This is a genomic window from Curtobacterium sp. MMLR14_002 (genome assembly GCF_001864975.1).
GTDB classification, from domain to species: domain Bacteria; phylum Actinomycetota; class Actinomycetes; order Actinomycetales; family Microbacteriaceae; genus Curtobacterium; species Curtobacterium flaccumfaciens.
The window spans coordinates 1-15,145 of record NZ_MJGT01000048.1 but is presented as its reverse complement, the minus strand read 5'-3'; the positions used below and the strand labels follow the sequence as shown (position 1 = coordinate 15,145).

Genomic DNA, 15,145 nt, shown 5'->3' with positions numbered 1-15,145 from the left:
GCCGAGCCTACTGAGCGGGCAGCGTCCAGTCGACGGGCGGTGCGCCCTGCGACTCGAGCAGCGCGTTCACCTGCGAGAACGGGCGGCTGCCGAAGAACCCGCGCGACGCGCTGAGCGGGCTCGGGTGGGCCGACGCGACGACCGGGGTGTCGCCGAGGAGCGGTCGCACCGAACCGGCCTGGGCACCCCAGAGCACGGCGACGAGCGGGGTGCCACGGGCGACCAGGGCGCGGACGGCCTGGTCGGTCACCGCTTCCCAGCCCTTGCCGCGGTGGCTGCCGGCCTCGCCCGCCTGCACGGTGAGCACCCGGTTGAGCAGCAAGACGCCCTGGTCGGACCACGCACGCAGGTCGCCGTGCGGCGGGGGCGTCACCCCGAGGTCGTCGGCGAGCTCGCGGTAGATGTTCGCCAGGCTCCGCGGCACCGGACGGACGGCCGGGTCGACGGCGAAGGACAGCCCGATCGGGTGGCCCGGCGTCGGGTACGGGTCCTGCCCGACGACCAGCACCTTGACGGCGTCGAACGGGGTCGTGAACGCGCGCAGCACGTCGCCGCCCGCTGGCAGGTAGTGGCGACCGGCTGCGGTCTCGTCCCGGAGCCATGCGCCGATCCGGTGCACGTCCGGTTCGACGGGTGCGAGGGCATCGGCCCAGCCGGGGTCGACCAGGTCGGCGAGTGGCCGTGGTTCCACGTCGGCTACGCGCCCATGGTGGCGACGGCCACCGACTCCTCGCCGGCCATCACACGCCAGACGCTGCCGGTCCCGCGGACCTCGAGCGCGCCCTCGCCGACGACGAGCGTGGTGTCCTCGTCGATCGCGAGTCCGGCGGTGACGAACTCGGCCTCGGCGCTGGCGATGAGCCGCGCGAGCGTGCCGGCCTGCACCGCGTGCACGTCGATGGTCAGGTCGACCAGGCCGAGGCCCTCGCGGAGCTCGACCTCGTCCAGCCCCTCGGACGCCGCCTCGGGGCAGATCTCGACGCCGCCGATGCGCCAGCCGCCCACCAGGGCACGGTCGGCGGCGATCATCGCACCGGCCGAGTAGCCGAGGTAGGGCAGACCGTCGGAGACGAGCAGCCGGAGCTGGTCGACGAGCGGAGCGATCGCCGCCAGGTAGTCGGGGGTGACGCCGCCTCCGACGACCAGGGCGTCGACATCGCTCAGGACGGTGGTGTCGAAGACCTGACCGGCCGCGACCTCGGTGACGAGCACCTCGGCCGTGCGCGGGCCGCCGAGGACCTCGGCGATGTCGGCGGTCGACGACGGGCTGCCGCCGTCCGGGCCCGCCACGGAGAGCAGGGCGATGCGCGGGACGCTCCGGCCGACCGCTGCCGAACGGGCGGTGGCCTCGGCGAGGAACGGCGCTGCGGCGTCCGCGGCGGCGAAGAGACCGCCGCCGACCAGGTGGATGCTCACGACTCGGCCGTCACGGGGGCGAGGGCGCTCCACGGGAACGTGATCCAGCCGTCGACCCGGCGCCACACGTGGTCGGGCTCGAGGACGGTGCCGGGCTTCGAGTACAGGCAGGCGCTCCGGACGTCGGCACCGGCGTTCCGGATGATGTCGACCACCAGGCGCAGGGTGCGGCCGGAGTCCGACACGTCGTCGACGACGAGGACCCGCTTGCCGGCCAGGCTCGGGGCGTCGAGGGCGGGGGCGAGCACGACCGGCTCCTCCAGCCGCTGCTCGACGTCGGTGTAGAACTCGACGTTGATCGAGCCGCACTCCTTGGTGCCGAGGGCGTACGCGACGGCGCCGGCGATGATCAGTCCGCCGCGGGCGACGGCGACGACGACCTCGGGCTCGAAGCCGCTGGACAGGACGTCCTTGGCGAGCAGGCGTGCGGCGTCACCGAACTCGAGCCAGCCGAGTACCTCGGGCCCGCTCGTCACGGTCACGGTGGACGGAGCCGCGGGCTCGGGTTCGCTGCTGATCGGCATCCGACCACGGTACCGGCAGGGAGCCCGCGCCCGCGACCCGCGGCAGCAGCCCGGGCGCTGCGCGGGGCCGGTGCGGGCTGGCTCAGCGGGGCGTCAGCGGGCCGCGCGCCAGCTTGTGCTGCGCCGACTGCGCCACCGGCCGGATCGTCACGAGGTCGAGGTTCACGTGTGCCGGCAGCTCCACCGCGTGCACGATCGCCTCGGCGACGTCGTCGGCCACGAGCGGCTCCGGCACGTCGTCGTACACGGCGGCGGCCTTCTGCTCGTCCCCGCCGAACCGGGTGAGCGCGAACTCGTCGGTCTTCACCATGCCCGGCGCGATCTCGACGACCCGGATCGGCTCGCCGTTCAGTTCGAGCCGGAGCGCGCCGACCAGGGCGTGCTCGGCGAACTTCGCGGCGTTGTAGCCGCCACCGTTCTCGTACGCGACGAACCCGGCGGTGCTGGTCACCGTGACGATGTCGGCTCCCCCGGACTCCCGAGCGCGGTCGCGCAGGTGCGGCAGCAGCGCGGAGACGACCCGCTTCGTGCCGATCACGTTGACCTCGAACATGGCGCGCCAGTCGTCGACGTCGGACTCCTCGACGCTCGCCGAACCGAACGCCCCACCCGCGTTGTTCACGAGCACGTCGGCACCGCCGAGGTCCGCGACCCGCGCGGCGAGCGTCGCCACGTCGTCGGCGTCCGTGATGTCGGCGACCAGGGTGTCGGCCCCCGTCTCCGCGGCGAGCGCCTCGAGCTTCGCGGCGCGACGGGCCACGGCGAGCACGTCCCAGCCCCGCGACCGGAACAGCCGGACGGTGGCCGCCCCGATGCCCGAGCTCGCTCCGGTGACGACTGCGCGCCGTGCTGCCATGTGATCTGCCTCCTGCGTCGGTGACCGGGCGCGTGGTGGCCCGGTCCGTCCACCGTACCGAGCGGGACGGTTCCGGCACCGCACCGGGCCGTCCAGGTCACGATCCGGTAACGTGACCGGCGATGACGACGGATGCCGCCCCTCCCGCCCCCTCGGCCCCGGCGACGCAGCTCGAGCCCGGTCGAGCCCCGCGCCGGATCCCGATGTGGGACACCGCGCGGTTCGTCGCGGTCACGCTCGTGGTGATCGGCCACGCGATCCAGCGGCAGACGCCGGCGAGCGAGCACGCCCTGGCGCTCTACACGTTCATCTACGCGTTCCACATGCCGGCGTTCGGTGTGATCAGCGGCTACTTCTCGTCGGCGGACACCCCGACGGCGAAGCGGATGCGGCGGACGATCACGGACATCGTCGTGCCGTACATCATCATGCAGACGATCTGGACCGTGGTGCAGGGCATCGTCGAGGGCGGCAAGGACTTCAACCCGACGAAACCGACGTGGACCCTGTGGTTCCTGCTGGCCCTGGGCATCTTCAAGCTGATCCTGCCGTACCTGGCGCAGCTGCGGTGGCCGCTGTTCTGGGCGGTCGTGTTCAGCATCGGCGTCGGCTACTTCGACAACGTCGACTCCACGCTCTCGCTGTCCCGCGCGATCAGCCTGCTGCCGTTCTTCCTGCTCGGGTGGCAGGTCAAGCAGTGGGGCGTCTTCGACCGCTGGTACGAGGCGTCCCGCCGCACGGTCGTCCGGGTGCGGATCGCCGCCGTCGTGGTGTTCGCCGCGTGGGCGGTGTCCTGCGCGGTCTGGATCCCGCAGTTCAAGGAGTTCGACCTGCACCACTGGTTCTTCTACGACGACTCCTACTCGGGGCTCGGCGAGGACGCCTGGTGGGCGGGTGCGGTGCGCTTCGGCCTGATGCTGCTCGCGACCCTGCTGACGGCGTCGTTCCTGGTGCTCATCCCCCGTCGGAACATCTGGATCACCCGGTTCGGCGCGGCGACGATGTACGTCTACCTGCTCCACACGTTCGTGCTCTACCCGATCCGGGAGTCCGGCGTCCTGGCCGGCGAGCACTCGGCATGGCCGTTCGTGCTCCTCATGGTCGTCATCGCGTGTGCCGTCAGCCTCTTCCTGGCGCAACCCTTCGTGCGGCGCGGGATGCGGTGGCTGCTCGAGCCGAAGGTCGACTGGCTGTTCCGCCGCGACAAGGCGTAGCGGTGCCACCTCGCACCGTGCGCGCTACTCCGGCCGGTGCGAGCTTGCCCGTCCCGTGCGGCGCTACCGCGCCGCACCGAACCACCGACCTCGCACCGTCCGACGGAACCTCGCACCGTGCGCGTTCCTCCGGCCGGTGCGAGCTTGCCCGTTCCGTGCGGCGCGGTAGCGCCGCACGGAACCACCGACCTCGCACCGTCCGACGGTGACAGCACGGTGCGGACAGACGGCCGGCCGGCCGGGAGGCCCGTGGCGCGTCGGGCGGGTGCGTTACGTCCCGAGGCGGGTGCGGTGGTGCGGGCCCGGCCACCTGCGTACCGTGACACCCGACGCACAGCCGCGCCGCGCCTCCAGGCCGAGCGCAGGGCGACCCGACGACCAGCCGCACCGGACAGGAGCACCAAGATGACCGAGCACGACGCCGCGCAGTGGCAGTTCGAGACCACCCAGGTCCACGCCGGCGCGCAGCCGGACCCGACCACGGGCGCCCGAGCGACGCCGATCTACAAGACGACCTCGTACGTCTTCGCGAACTCGGACGAAGCGCGCGACCTGTTCGCGCTCGCCAAGCCGGGCAACATCTACTCCCGGATCATGAACCCGACGAACGACGTCGTCGAGCAGCGGATCGCCGCGCTCGAGGGCGGCTCCGGGGCCCTGCTCGTCGCGTCCGGCCAGGCTGCCGAGACCTACGCGGTGCTGAACATCGCCGGGGCGGGTGACCACATCGTGTCGTCGTCGTCGATCTACGGCGGCACGTACAACCTGTTCAAGTACACGCTGGCGAAGCTCGGCATCGAGACGACGTTCGTCGAGGACCAGGACGACCTCGAGGAGTGGCGCCGCGCCGTCCGACCGAACACGAAGCTGTTCTTCGCCGAGACCATCGGCAACCCCAAGATCAACGTCCTCGACATCACGGGCGTCAGCGACGTCGCCCACGAGTCCGGCGTCCCGCTGATCGTCGACAACACGATCGCGACGCCGTACCTGATCCGTCCGTTCGAGCACGGCGCCGACATCGTGGTGCACTCGGCCACGAAGTTCCTCGGTGGCCACGGCACGGTCATCGGCGGGATCATCGTCGACGGCGGGAAGTTCGCCTGGTCGCAGCACGCCGACCGGTTCCCGGAGTTCAACACGCCCGACCCGTCGTACCACGGCGCGGTCTTCGCCGAGGCGGTCGGCAACGAGCTCGCCTACATCGTGAAGGCCCGGGTGCAGCTGCTGCGTGACCTCGGTGCGTCGAACTCCGCGGACACGGCGTTCGCGCTGCTGCAGGGCATCGAGACCCTGTCACTCCGCATCGAGCGGCACGTGTCGAACGCGCAGGAGATCGCGGAGTGGCTCGACCAGCACCCCGACGTCGCCACGGTCGCCTACGCCGGGCTGCCGACGTCGCCCTGGTACGCGGCCGCGAACCGGTACGCGCCGAAGGGCGTCGGCGCCGTGCTGTCGTTCGAACTCAAGGGCGGGGTCACCGCGGGCAAGGCGTTCGTCGACAACCTGCAGCTCTTCTCGCACCTGGCGAACATCGGTGACGTCCGCTCGCTCGTGATCCACCCGGCGTCGACCACGCACTCCCAGCTCACCCCCGAGCAGCAGCTCACCACCGGGGTCACGCCCGGCCTGGTGCGGCTGTCGGTCGGCATCGAGAACATCGCCGACCTGAAGGCCGACCTCGAGGCCGGGCTTGCGGCGGCCCGGGCGATCGCGCAGGAGAGCCAGCGCGCGTAGGGTTCGCGCGGCCGGGCCTGGCTGGCTGGCTGCCGATGCGCGTGCATGTTGCGACGTCCCACGTGTCGATCGACGCGTGGGACGTCGCTCGTTGCACACGCATCCGGTACGTGCGCATGGTGCGACGATCCACGAGTCGAACAACGCGCACGATGTCGGAACATGCGCGCGCACGGAACGGCGAGCACGGCCCGGACACCCGGCCACGCGCCGGGCGTGACGTAACACGGCGGCGGCGACCCGCGCCTCCCGGCAGACTGGACGCACGATGGACTGGCAGACGACCCCCGAGGACTCCGTGCCGTCCACCCTGGTGCCCGGCACCGAACTCGGCACCCTCGGCAAGCCGCCCGTGACCGGTGCCTGGCGTCCCGGTGACCACCCGGGTGCACGCCACTTCGAGTCCCTCGGCGAGCAGTGGGTGCGCGGCGGCCGCCTGCCGTCCGTGCGCGTGGCCTACGAGACGTGGGGCACGCTCAACGCCGCCCGCGACAACGCGGTGCTCGTCCTGCACGCCCTGACCGGGGACTCGCACGTGACCGGTGCCGCCGGCCCGGGCCACCGCACCGCCGGCTGGTGGGGCGACGTCGTCGGCCCCGGCCGGGCGATCGACACCGACCGGTGGTTCGTGATCGCGCCGAACATGCTCGGCGGCTGCCAGGGCACCACCGGGCCGTCGTCGGTGTCGCCGTCGGGCGCGGAGTGGGGCTCGCGGTTCCCGTTCGTGACGGTGCGCGACCAGGTCGAGGTGCAGGCGCAGCTCGCCGACCGGCTCGGCATCGAGACCTTCGCGGCCGTCGTCGGCGGGTCCATGGGCGGCATGCACGCCCTCGAGTTCGCGGTCTCGCACCCGGCGCGTGTACGGCGGCTGGCGGTCCTCGCGTCGACGGCGCAGACCACCGCCGACCAGATCGCGGCGAACTCGCTGCAGCGGGCCGCGATCCAGATGGACCCGGCGTTCGCGGGCGGCGACTACTACGAGGCCGACGTCGGCGAGGGACCGCACCGGGGGCTGTCGCTGGCCCGGCGGATGGCGCTCATGACGTACCGGGCGTCGGACGAGCTGAACAGCCGCTTTGCGCGGTCCTGGCAGAGCGACGTCTCACCGCTCGGCGACGACGGCCGGTTCTCGGTGGAGAGCTACCTCGACTTCCACGGCAACAAGTTCACCCGGCGGTTCGACGCCTCGAGCTACGTGACGCTGACGTACGCGATGGACTCGCACGACGTCGGCGCCGGGCGCGGCGGGGTGTCGGCGGCACTCGGGCTGGTGACCGCGCGGACCCTGGTCGTGGGGATCTCGAGCGACCGGCTGTTCCCCGTCGAGGACCAGCACCGGATCGCCGCGGGCGTGCCCGATGCACTCGACGGGAACACCGCAGCGGTGATCGAGAGCGAGTTCGGACACGACGGGTTCCTCATCGAGCACGAGCAGGTCGGGGCGCACCTGCGGCGGTTGCTCGACTCCTGAGCGAGCCCGCCAGCCACCACGGCGCGCCGAAGACCCCCCAACGGGTGGCGCGCGTGGAATGATGGCGTGGAGCTCGGCACTGACCGACGCTCGGTTTCCCGCACCGCCCAGATCGTCACCAACCAGGACATCGATGGACTTCATCGCACAGGAACGCGACCGCTTGCTGCGGTCGGCGACCCGTGTCGTGGGCATCGTCTGCGCGCTGGTCAGCGTCGTGGGCATCATCTCCGCCGCCGCCGTGCCCACGCTGCCCCTCATCGGCGCACTCCTCTGCATCGCCGCGATGATCACCGCCCTCGTGTGCTTCGCTCGCGGCGGCGAAGTGTGGTGGACCGCCGCCATCGTCGTCGCCGGGCTCGCCACGATGGTGCTGCTCTTCACCGGCGTCGAGGACGCCGCGCGGCCCCTCGTCGCCAGCGCCGTCATGCCCCTGGCCGCCGGCGGGCTCTCGGCACCGCTGATGGCCCAGCGCGGGCACCCGGTCGGTCTCGGCATCACCATCGCCGGGGGCGGCGCCGTGGTGGTGCTCATGGTGTGGGGATCGGGCTCGCTCCTGTCGACCCCGGTCAGCGGCGCACTGCTCGGGTGGATCCTGATGGCCGTCGTGGCGATCTGGATCTCGCGCAGCATCCCCCGCGTCGCCCGCCGCATCTACAGCATCGGCACCGCCCACCGCGCCGAACGGCAGGCCAGCGAGACCGAGGCCCAGCGCCGCCAGGGTGCCCGCCTGCTGCACGACACCGTGCTCGCGACCCTGACGCTGCTGGCGCACTCCGGCGTCGGCGTCTCCGAGCAGGCGATGCGCGAGCAGGCCGCCGAGGACGCCCGACTGCTCCGGCACCTGCGCCTCGGTGCGACCCCGCAGCCCTCGCAGTCCGGTGACTACTCGCTCACCCGCGAAGAGGAATCACCGCTCGGGCAGACCCTCGAGTCGGTCAAGCAGCGCTTCGGCCGGATGGGGCTCGAGGTCAGCTGGCACGGCACCGGGCAGGTCCTGCTGCCGTCGAACGTGCTCGACGCGTTCCTGCTCGCGCTCGGCGAGTGCCTCGAGAACGTCCGTCGACACGCCGGCGTCGGCGAGGCGCACGTCACGATCGTCCACGACAACGAGGTCGTCCGTGCGATGGTCACCGACTCCGGCGTCGGCTTCGACCTCACCACCGTCAGTGCCGAGCGACTCGGCTTCAAGGAGAGCGTCGTGAACCGCCTGCGCGAGGTCGGCGGCGACGCGAAGCTCTTCTCCGCGCCGGGCTCCGGCACCACCGTCGTCCTGGAGGCACCGCGATGACCCGGGTCCCCGAGGACACGATCGGCCGCAGCCTGCCCGGCGAGACCGCTCCGCCAGCACCCCGTACCCGCCGCGAGGCGCGCGAGCGGTACCGGACGAGCGAGCGCCGGCAGGCCCGAGGGCTCCCGTCCACGTCGACCGGCGCCCGGTCGCTGCGCCAGGCCGCGAAGCCCGGCGCCTCGCTCGGTGCCGGGTACCTCGGCCTCGGCGCCGCGGTCCTCACCGCGATCGAGGCCGTCGCCGGCATCGCGTTCTTCCTGGTGCGCTGGAACGAGTACTCCGACCCGTGGTTGCCCGCGGTCGCCTGGGGGCTCTACGTCGTCGCCGCCGTCGGGGTCGGACTCAGCGTCCTGACCTACGGCGAACGGCTGACGGGTCCGGCCTTCGCGTTGATCTGCGTCGTGCTGGCCTGCGTGGTCACGCTCGACTTCATCGGCATCTGGCCCGAGCACGACATCGCGCACACCGCGACCGCGTCGATGGCCGCCGGGTTCGCCCTGCTGCCGATCGCCACGCTCCGCCCCGCCCGCGAGGTCGCCGTCGCCATCGGTGCACTCGGCATCGCGTTCATCGTGATGGCTGTCGCGTCGACGCCGATCACGAACGACACCATGCCCGGCATCGTGTCCCTGCTGTCACTCGTCGTCGTGCCACCGGCGCTCGCACTGTACGTCGTGCAGCGGTTCCGCCAGCTCGTGCAGCGCGAACTCGACCGGGTGCTCGTGCAGAGCAACGTGCAGGCGCCGCAGTTCGCCGTCGGCATGCTCGCCTCGGACGAGCTCGCCCGGCTCGACCTGGCCGCCGAGAAGCTGCTCGACGCCGTCGCCAACGGCACCGACCCGCTGCCGCTGTCCGACGCCTCGAGCTCCGTCGCCGCGTCGCTCGCCACCGAGCTCCGCCTGCACCTGATCGAGGGCCGTCGCGAGACCTGGCTCTACCACGCGATCACCGAGTCCGACCACCTCGGTCGCTCGGTGAGCGTCGCCGACCCGACCGCCCTGGCGGGGCATCTCTCCCCCACCCAGCGCGACGGGCTGCTGCAGGCGATCTGGCAGATGGTCGGCGACGGCCGCACCGCGCAGCCCGGCATGCCCGTCGTCTCCGTCACCCTCGGTCCGATCGGCTCCGACGGTCACCCGGTCAGCGACGACACGATGGACGTCCCCGTCGTCATCGAGTCCCGCGGGGTGCCCCGGCGCAGCCTCGGCCCGACGGCGTGGAGTGCCCTGCAGCGCATCGGCCCGTACACCGAGACCGTCCGCGACGGCGCGCTGCACATCGTCGCGCACTGCGTCGTGAACCGACATCCGTCGATGTAGCCGCCGGACACCCGCACGCCTGACCGACTTCCGGCCCGCATCCTCCTATGATCGGCCGAGCAATCCGCACCGAGAAAGGACGCCAGCATGGCGACTCCAGAGGAACCGATCCGACTCGCACTGGTCGACGACCACAGGATGCTCCTCGGCGCGCTCACGGAGTGGATCCGGAACGCGGCCGACGACATCACCCTGGTGGCCGCCGTCACGACCTGGCCCGAGCTCCTGACGAGCCCGGCGTTCCCGGTCGACGTGGTGCTGCTGGACCTGGACCTCAAGGACTCCATCCCGGTGTCGCTGAAGATCTCGACGCTCAAGACCGCGGGCGTCAAGACCGTCGTGATGAGCACGTACTCGGAGCCGAACGTCGTGCGCGAGGCCCTCGGTGCCGGCGCCCTCGGGTACCTGGTCAAGAGCGAGGACGCCGACATGATCGTCGAGGCGATCCGCTCCGCCCAGCGCGGCGAGCAGTACGTCTCGGCCGAGCTCGACCTCGCCATCAACAGCGGCGACGTCGGCGGTGTCCCGAAGCTCAGCGCCCAGGAGCGTCGCGTGATGGCCCTGTACGGCGGTGGCGAGCCCGTCAAGAGCGTCGCCTACCAGCTCGGCATCTCCGAGGAGACCGCGAAGAGCTACCTCAAGCGCATCCGCGAGAAGTACCGCGTCGCCGGCTTCGACGTGGGCACGAAGGTCGCGCTGCGGAAGCGTGCGATCACCGACGGCATCATCGTGCAGGACGGCAGCCCCCTGGGGCTCTAGCGCGCGTTGCGCTTTGCGCTTTGCGCTTCGCGCGTTGCGCTTCGTGAGCAGCAATGGTCGGGTCCCGTCACAGGACCCGACCATTGCTGCTCACCATGTGCGTTGGCCGCGCCACGTGACGGACGGGAGGCCCGTGGCGGCGTCGCCACGGGCCTCCCGTCCGGTGGGTGCGTGCGCGCACCCCGCGTGTCAGGCCGTCGGGACCGGTGCGGTGATCGGACCGGTGGACGGTGACGAGGAGCGGACCGCGGCACGACGCGTGCTCCGCCGCTCGACCGCGTAGCTGACCATCGTCACCAGGACGCCGAGCAGCGCGAGGCCGATGCCGAGCCAGCCCGGTGCGAGGAACCCGAAGCCGGCGGCGATGACCGCGCCGCCCAGGGCAGCACCGATCGAGTTGCCGATGTTGAACGCCGAGTGGTTCAGCGCCGCCGCGATCGTGCGGGCATCCCCGGCGACGTCCATCAGGCGCGACTGCACCGCCGGCGGGATCGCCGACGAGGTCGCCCCGAGCAGGAACGCGCCGAGCAGCATGCCCCAGAGCCACTGCGCCGTCAGGACGGTGATGAGCAGTGCGCCGATGAGCGCGAACATGCCGACGTAGATCGTGCGCTTCACGCTGTGGTCGGCCAGGTGTCCGCCGAGCACCCCGCCGACGACCATGCCGATGCCCACGACGACGAGCACGATCGGCACGAACGACTCGGGCATGCCGGTGACGTTCTGCACGAGCGGGGAGATGTACGAGTACACCGCGAAGAACCCGCCGAACCCGACGGCACCGAGGCCCATCACGATCCACACCTGCGGCACGCGGAACGCCCGGAGCTCACGGCCGATCGTGGCGTGCTCGTCGCGGGCGCTCTTCGGCACGAAGGCCGCGACGGCCAGGAACGTCAGGGCGAACAGCGCGGCGACGACGCCGTAGGCGACCCGCCACCCGGCCACCTGTCCGACCCACGTGATCGCCGGGACGCCGACGACGTTCGCGACCGACAGGCCGAGCAGCACCATGGCGATGCCCTTGCCGCGCTTGCCCGGGCCCATCATGTCGCCGGCGACGATCGAGGCGATGCCGAAGTAGGCGCCGTGCGGCAGACCCGCGACGAAGCGGGCGACGAGCACCAGACCGAACGAGGGCAGCAGCGCGCTCGCGATCGTCGCGACGACGAACCCCACGAGCAGCACGAGGATCAGGCCCTTGCGCGGGAACCGGGCGGACATCGCCGCGATGGTCGGCGCACCGACCACCACCCCGAGGGCGTACGCGCTGACGAGCCAGCCGGCGTGGGCGATCCCGGCGTCGGGGTCGATGCCGTACTGCTCGGGGAGCAGGGCCTGCGCGATGTTCGGCAGCAGCCCCATCGCGACGAACTCGGTCGAGCCGATGGCGAACCCGCCGAGAGCGAGCGAGATGAGCGCGAGGGTGCGACGCGCAGGCGTGAGCTGTGACATGGGGCCTGTTCTCGTGCGGGCGGAGCGGGACGACGGTGCAGCACCCCACCGGACGGGGCGGCCATGATGTCCTGGTCTATCGAGTGTAGACCGCTCCAACGGACCAGCGAAAGCCCGCTGGTGCTCAGGCCGCCTGGCGCTCCGGGGTGCGGGTCCGTGCGGGGGCCTGCTCGGGCAGCTCGTCGCGGTGCACCCATCCGGTGCCGCACTCCGCGCAGGTCGCCCAGGCGTTCTCGCCCTGTTCGTCCGTGTCGATGACGACCGTTCGCAGGTCGCAGTCGGGGCACCAGCCGTCGTGCATCATCACGCGCTCCTCATCGTCGTCTCGCAGGCCACCGGAAGTGGCTCGATGCAGACCATGAGACACCCGACCACCGACATCCGAGGGACCGCTCCGGCGTGTCGGGCGACGCTGCGGTGCAGGATGACGACGTGCCCACCGTCACGACCGTCCTGGCCTCCTGCGCCGCCGGCGCGACCGCGAACTGCGAGGACGTCACCGACCCGCTCGGGATCGTCGTCGTCGTGGTGTTCGCGGTCGCCGGCCTCGTCCTGCTGACGGTCGCGGCGGTCGTCGGCACCGACCCCCGTCGCCGCAGGCGTCCGCGTCGGCGCCGCTGACCACTACTCGCCGAGCGCGGCCTCGAGCCGTTCGAGCTTGCCGTCGATCTCGCCGGTGTGCCCGGGTCGGATGTCGGCCTTGAGCACGAGTGACACCCGGGTTCCGTACTCCCCGACGGCCTCGGTGGCGCGCTTGACGACGTCCATGACCTCGTCCCACTCCCCCTCGATCTCGGTGAACATCGACGAGGTGCGGTTCGGCAGCCCGCTCTCGCGCACCACGCGCACGGCGGCCGCGACGGCGTCGTGCACGGACCCGTCGGACGTTGCAGCGGGACCACCGGACGGAGCGACGGAGAAGGCGACGATCATGTGTCCATCCTGCCCGGCTCGGGCTGGTCGCGCACGGACGGCGACGAGCGCGCCGACACCCGTCCGGACCCCGCGCGACGCCCCATCCGCACCAGCACGACGACGCTCCACACCAGGATCGCCACCTCGAGCACGTTCCGCACCGTGAGCACCACGAGGATCCACGGCTGCACACCGAGCAACTGGTCGTAGTAGCCCGGGTAGATCACCTGCGTGAGCAGCGCCATCGGCAGCGCGGTCACCGCGATCGGCACGAACCGACGTGCGCTCGGGGTGCCCGCCGCGAGTCCCCACACGATCGGCACCGCGAACCAGCCGATGTACTGCGGCGACCCCACCTTGTTCGTCGCGATGAGCGCCGCGACGAACAGCAGCGCGAGCACCGGCGCGAGCTCGGCCCGACGGGCACCGCGGCGCGCGGCCCAGAGCGCGAGCACGACCCCGGCCACCACGACGACGGCCATCAGCGGCGTCGACACCGCGGCGGCGGCGGACGTGCCGGCACCGGACACCTCGAAGGTCAGGATCTCCTGGTCGTAGAACACCGCTGTACCCGGGACGCCGAACGCTGCGGCCCACATGAAGGGCGTCGCGAGCGGTGACTCGATCTGCAGCGCACGACCGGTCTGCTCACCGACGAAGGACAGCAGGTACGGCGCACCGCCCCACAGCACGTCGACGAGCACGATCAGGGCGCTCAGCACCAGCGCTCCGGCGAGCACACCCCGGCGGTGTCCGCGACGCAGGAGCAGCAGCACCGCGACGAGCGCCGCGGGCCACACCTTCGTCCACGCGCCGGCGGTGAAGAGCGCGGACGCGACGGCTGGCCTCGAGGCCACGAACGCCACGCCCACCAGCGCGAACACCGTTGCGACGGTGTCGATCCGACCGAGCGCGATCGGCCCGAGCGCGAGCAGGAACAGCAGCCACCACCAGACGACCCGCACGCCGTGCACGCCGAAGCGGTCCGACGACCCCACACGCGCCCGGAACCGCCACAGGAACGCGCACGCCACGGCATCGAGCAGCACCATCAGCAGCAGCCAGCCGGTGCCGATCGACGCGACGCCCCCGAGGGCCGCTGCCGCCATCGGCACGATCGCCAGGATCGGGTACACCCACGCGCCGTCGATGCCGACCCAGAAGTCCGCGGTCCGCCCGGTCTCGATCCAGCGGCTGTAGGTGATGGTCACGTCACCGAGCGGCAGGTTCGCCGACACGAGGGTCAGCCACCACAGGAACCCGTGCACGGCGACGAACGCCAGGACGAAGCCGGCGAGTTCGAGCCACCGGGTCGAGGTCCTCTGCACCGGACGAGCGTAGCGGCCGGACCGGGGACGGTCGCTGCCACGGACTCAGGGTCTCCCGAGCATGACGTGTCACCGTTCTGCTCGTGACCACCGACACCCCGCGCAAGCGCCGCAAGGCCGTCATCTGGATCTCCGTCATCGCCGCCGTCGTCGTCCTCGGCGTCGTGGGCGCGGTGGTCTTCACGAACGTCTACACGAGCAACGAGAACGCGAAGGCCTCGGCCGCGCCGTCCGTCGCCGCCACCCGCGAGGCCTCCACCCTCGACGACACGGACCTGTCCGGCGAGTGGACGGTCGGCGGCGACTCCGAGGCCGGGTACCGCGTCCACGAGGTCCTGAACGGCTCCGACGTCACCGTCACCGGCCGCACCGACAGCGTCTCCGGCACCGCGACCGTCGACGGCACGAGCATCACCGCGGCCAAGATCGCGGTGCAGGTCGCCGACATCACCACCGACTCCGACCAGCGCGACGCCTACTTCCGCGACTCCGCGATGGACGCCGCGGCCTTCCCCGAGGCCACCTTCGAACTCACCGCGCCGATCGCCGACGCGGTCCCGAGCGGCTCCGACACGACGACCGTGACGGCTCCGGGGAAGCTCACCCTGCACGGCGTCACGAAGGACGTCACCGCGAAGCTGCAGGTCGGCCTGAACGGCGACGGCGTCGACATCTCCGGCTCGGTCCCGATCACCTTCTCGGACTACGGCGTGCAGGCCCCGAGCCTGGGGTTCGTCAAGGTCGACGACGCGGGTTCCGTCGAGTTCCTGGTGCACGCGACCCCCGCGAGCTGACGTCCGCGACGCGCGTCACGCCCGTGACGTGACCGCCGACGGCCGGGAGGCGCGGTGCCAGCTGGC

General features: G+C 71.9%; 16 protein-coding genes. 8 read left to right on the top strand and 8 right to left on the bottom strand.

The window, feature by feature from the left end; all coding sequences use genetic code 11:
• Positions 1 to 7 precede the first annotated feature (7 nt).
• The 4 genes from BIU91_RS05570 to BIU91_RS05555 form a co-directional block, all read right to left on the bottom strand.
• Positions 8 to 691, bottom strand: a complete 684-nt coding sequence (locus tag BIU91_RS05570) for a uracil-DNA glycosylase (protein ID WP_071404578.1) — start codon at positions 689 to 691, stop codon at positions 8 to 10.
• Between the two features lie 5 nt (positions 692 to 696).
• The gene (locus tag BIU91_RS05565; protein WP_071404577.1) at positions 697 to 1,416 is read right to left on the bottom strand and encodes a Type 1 glutamine amidotransferase-like domain-containing protein; all 720 of its coding nucleotides are present in this window, start codon (positions 1,414 to 1,416) and stop codon (positions 697 to 699) included.
• Positions 1,413 to 1,940 carry a phosphoribosyltransferase gene (locus BIU91_RS05560; protein WP_051596753.1) on the bottom strand — a complete coding sequence of 176 codons (528 nt, stop codon included), beginning with the start codon at positions 1,938 to 1,940 and terminating at the stop codon, positions 1,413 to 1,415. Before BIU91_RS05560 ends, BIU91_RS05565 begins: the two co-directional genes overlap by 4 nt.
• A gap of 82 nt (positions 1,941 to 2,022) precedes the next feature.
• Positions 2,023 to 2,796: an SDR family oxidoreductase gene (locus BIU91_RS05555; RefSeq protein WP_071404576.1), complete on the bottom strand. Its 774-nt coding sequence runs from the start codon at positions 2,794 to 2,796 to the stop codon at positions 2,023 to 2,025.
• Positions 2,797 to 2,918: 122 nt separating this feature from the next.
• Here BIU91_RS05555 and BIU91_RS05550 point away from each other — a divergent pair, with 122 nt between their 5' ends.
• The 6 genes from BIU91_RS05550 (at position 2,919) to BIU91_RS05525 (ending at position 10,587) form a co-directional block, all read left to right on the top strand.
• On the top strand, positions 2,919 to 4,010 hold the full coding sequence (locus BIU91_RS05550) for an acyltransferase family protein (RefSeq protein ID WP_071404575.1): 1,092 nt from the start codon (positions 2,919 to 2,921) through the stop codon (positions 4,008 to 4,010).
• Positions 4,011 to 4,415: 405 nt separating this feature from the next.
• Positions 4,416 to 5,747 (top strand): bifunctional o-acetylhomoserine/o-acetylserine sulfhydrylase, encoded by a 1,332-nt coding sequence (locus BIU91_RS05545; RefSeq protein ID WP_071404574.1) that lies wholly within the window; start codon positions 4,416 to 4,418, stop codon positions 5,745 to 5,747.
• Positions 5,748 to 6,015: 268 nt separating this feature from the next.
• Entirely contained in the window at positions 6,016 to 7,218 is a 1,203-nt protein-coding gene (locus BIU91_RS05540) for a homoserine O-acetyltransferase (protein WP_071404573.1), read from the top strand.
• Between the two features lie 133 nt (positions 7,219 to 7,351).
• Complete coding sequence (locus tag BIU91_RS05535; RefSeq protein WP_071404572.1) at positions 7,352 to 8,509, top strand: ATP-binding protein; 1,158 nt, start codon at positions 7,352 to 7,354, stop codon at positions 8,507 to 8,509.
• Positions 8,506 to 9,828: a hypothetical protein gene (locus BIU91_RS05530; protein ID WP_084740710.1), complete on the top strand. Its 1,323-nt coding sequence runs from the start codon at positions 8,506 to 8,508 to the stop codon at positions 9,826 to 9,828. Before BIU91_RS05535 ends, BIU91_RS05530 begins: the two co-directional genes overlap by 4 nt.
• 87 nt (positions 9,829 to 9,915) lie before the next feature.
• Positions 9,916 to 10,587 carry a response regulator transcription factor gene (locus tag BIU91_RS05525; protein WP_017888182.1) on the top strand — a complete coding sequence of 224 codons (672 nt, stop codon included), beginning with the start codon at positions 9,916 to 9,918 and terminating at the stop codon, positions 10,585 to 10,587.
• A gap of 189 nt (positions 10,588 to 10,776) precedes the next feature.
• On the opposite strand, the gene BIU91_RS05520 is transcribed toward BIU91_RS05525, so the two are convergent.
• A complete protein-coding gene (locus BIU91_RS05520; RefSeq protein WP_071404571.1) occupies positions 10,777 to 12,042 on the bottom strand; it encodes an MFS transporter in 1,266 nt (421 codons plus the stop codon).
• Positions 12,043 to 12,166: 124 nt separating this feature from the next.
• Positions 12,167 to 12,346, bottom strand: a complete 180-nt coding sequence (locus BIU91_RS05515; RefSeq protein ID WP_071404570.1) for a hypothetical protein — start codon at positions 12,344 to 12,346, stop codon at positions 12,167 to 12,169.
• A gap of 128 nt (positions 12,347 to 12,474) precedes the next feature.
• On the opposite strand from BIU91_RS05515, the gene BIU91_RS05510 reads away from it, so the two are divergent.
• On the top strand, positions 12,475 to 12,663 hold the full coding sequence (locus tag BIU91_RS05510; protein WP_139196694.1) for a hypothetical protein: 189 nt from the start codon (positions 12,475 to 12,477) through the stop codon (positions 12,661 to 12,663).
• Positions 12,664 to 12,666: 3 nt separating this feature from the next.
• Here BIU91_RS05510 and BIU91_RS05505 read toward each other — a convergent pair whose 3' ends face one another.
• On the bottom strand, positions 12,667 to 12,975 hold the full coding sequence (locus BIU91_RS05505; RefSeq protein ID WP_071404568.1) for a thiamine-binding protein: 309 nt from the start codon (positions 12,973 to 12,975) through the stop codon (positions 12,667 to 12,669).
• Positions 12,972 to 14,285, bottom strand: a complete 1,314-nt coding sequence (locus tag BIU91_RS05500) for a glycosyltransferase 87 family protein (RefSeq protein WP_084740708.1) — start codon at positions 14,283 to 14,285, stop codon at positions 12,972 to 12,974. The genes BIU91_RS05505 and BIU91_RS05500 overlap by 4 nt, the downstream gene beginning before the upstream one ends.
• A gap of 83 nt (positions 14,286 to 14,368) precedes the next feature.
• Between BIU91_RS05500 and BIU91_RS05495 the strand changes: the two genes are divergently transcribed.
• Positions 14,369 to 15,079, top strand: coding sequence for a YceI family protein (locus tag BIU91_RS05495; RefSeq protein WP_071404567.1), 711 nt, complete (start codon positions 14,369 to 14,371; stop codon positions 15,077 to 15,079).
• Positions 15,080 to 15,145: the final 66 nt, after the last annotated feature.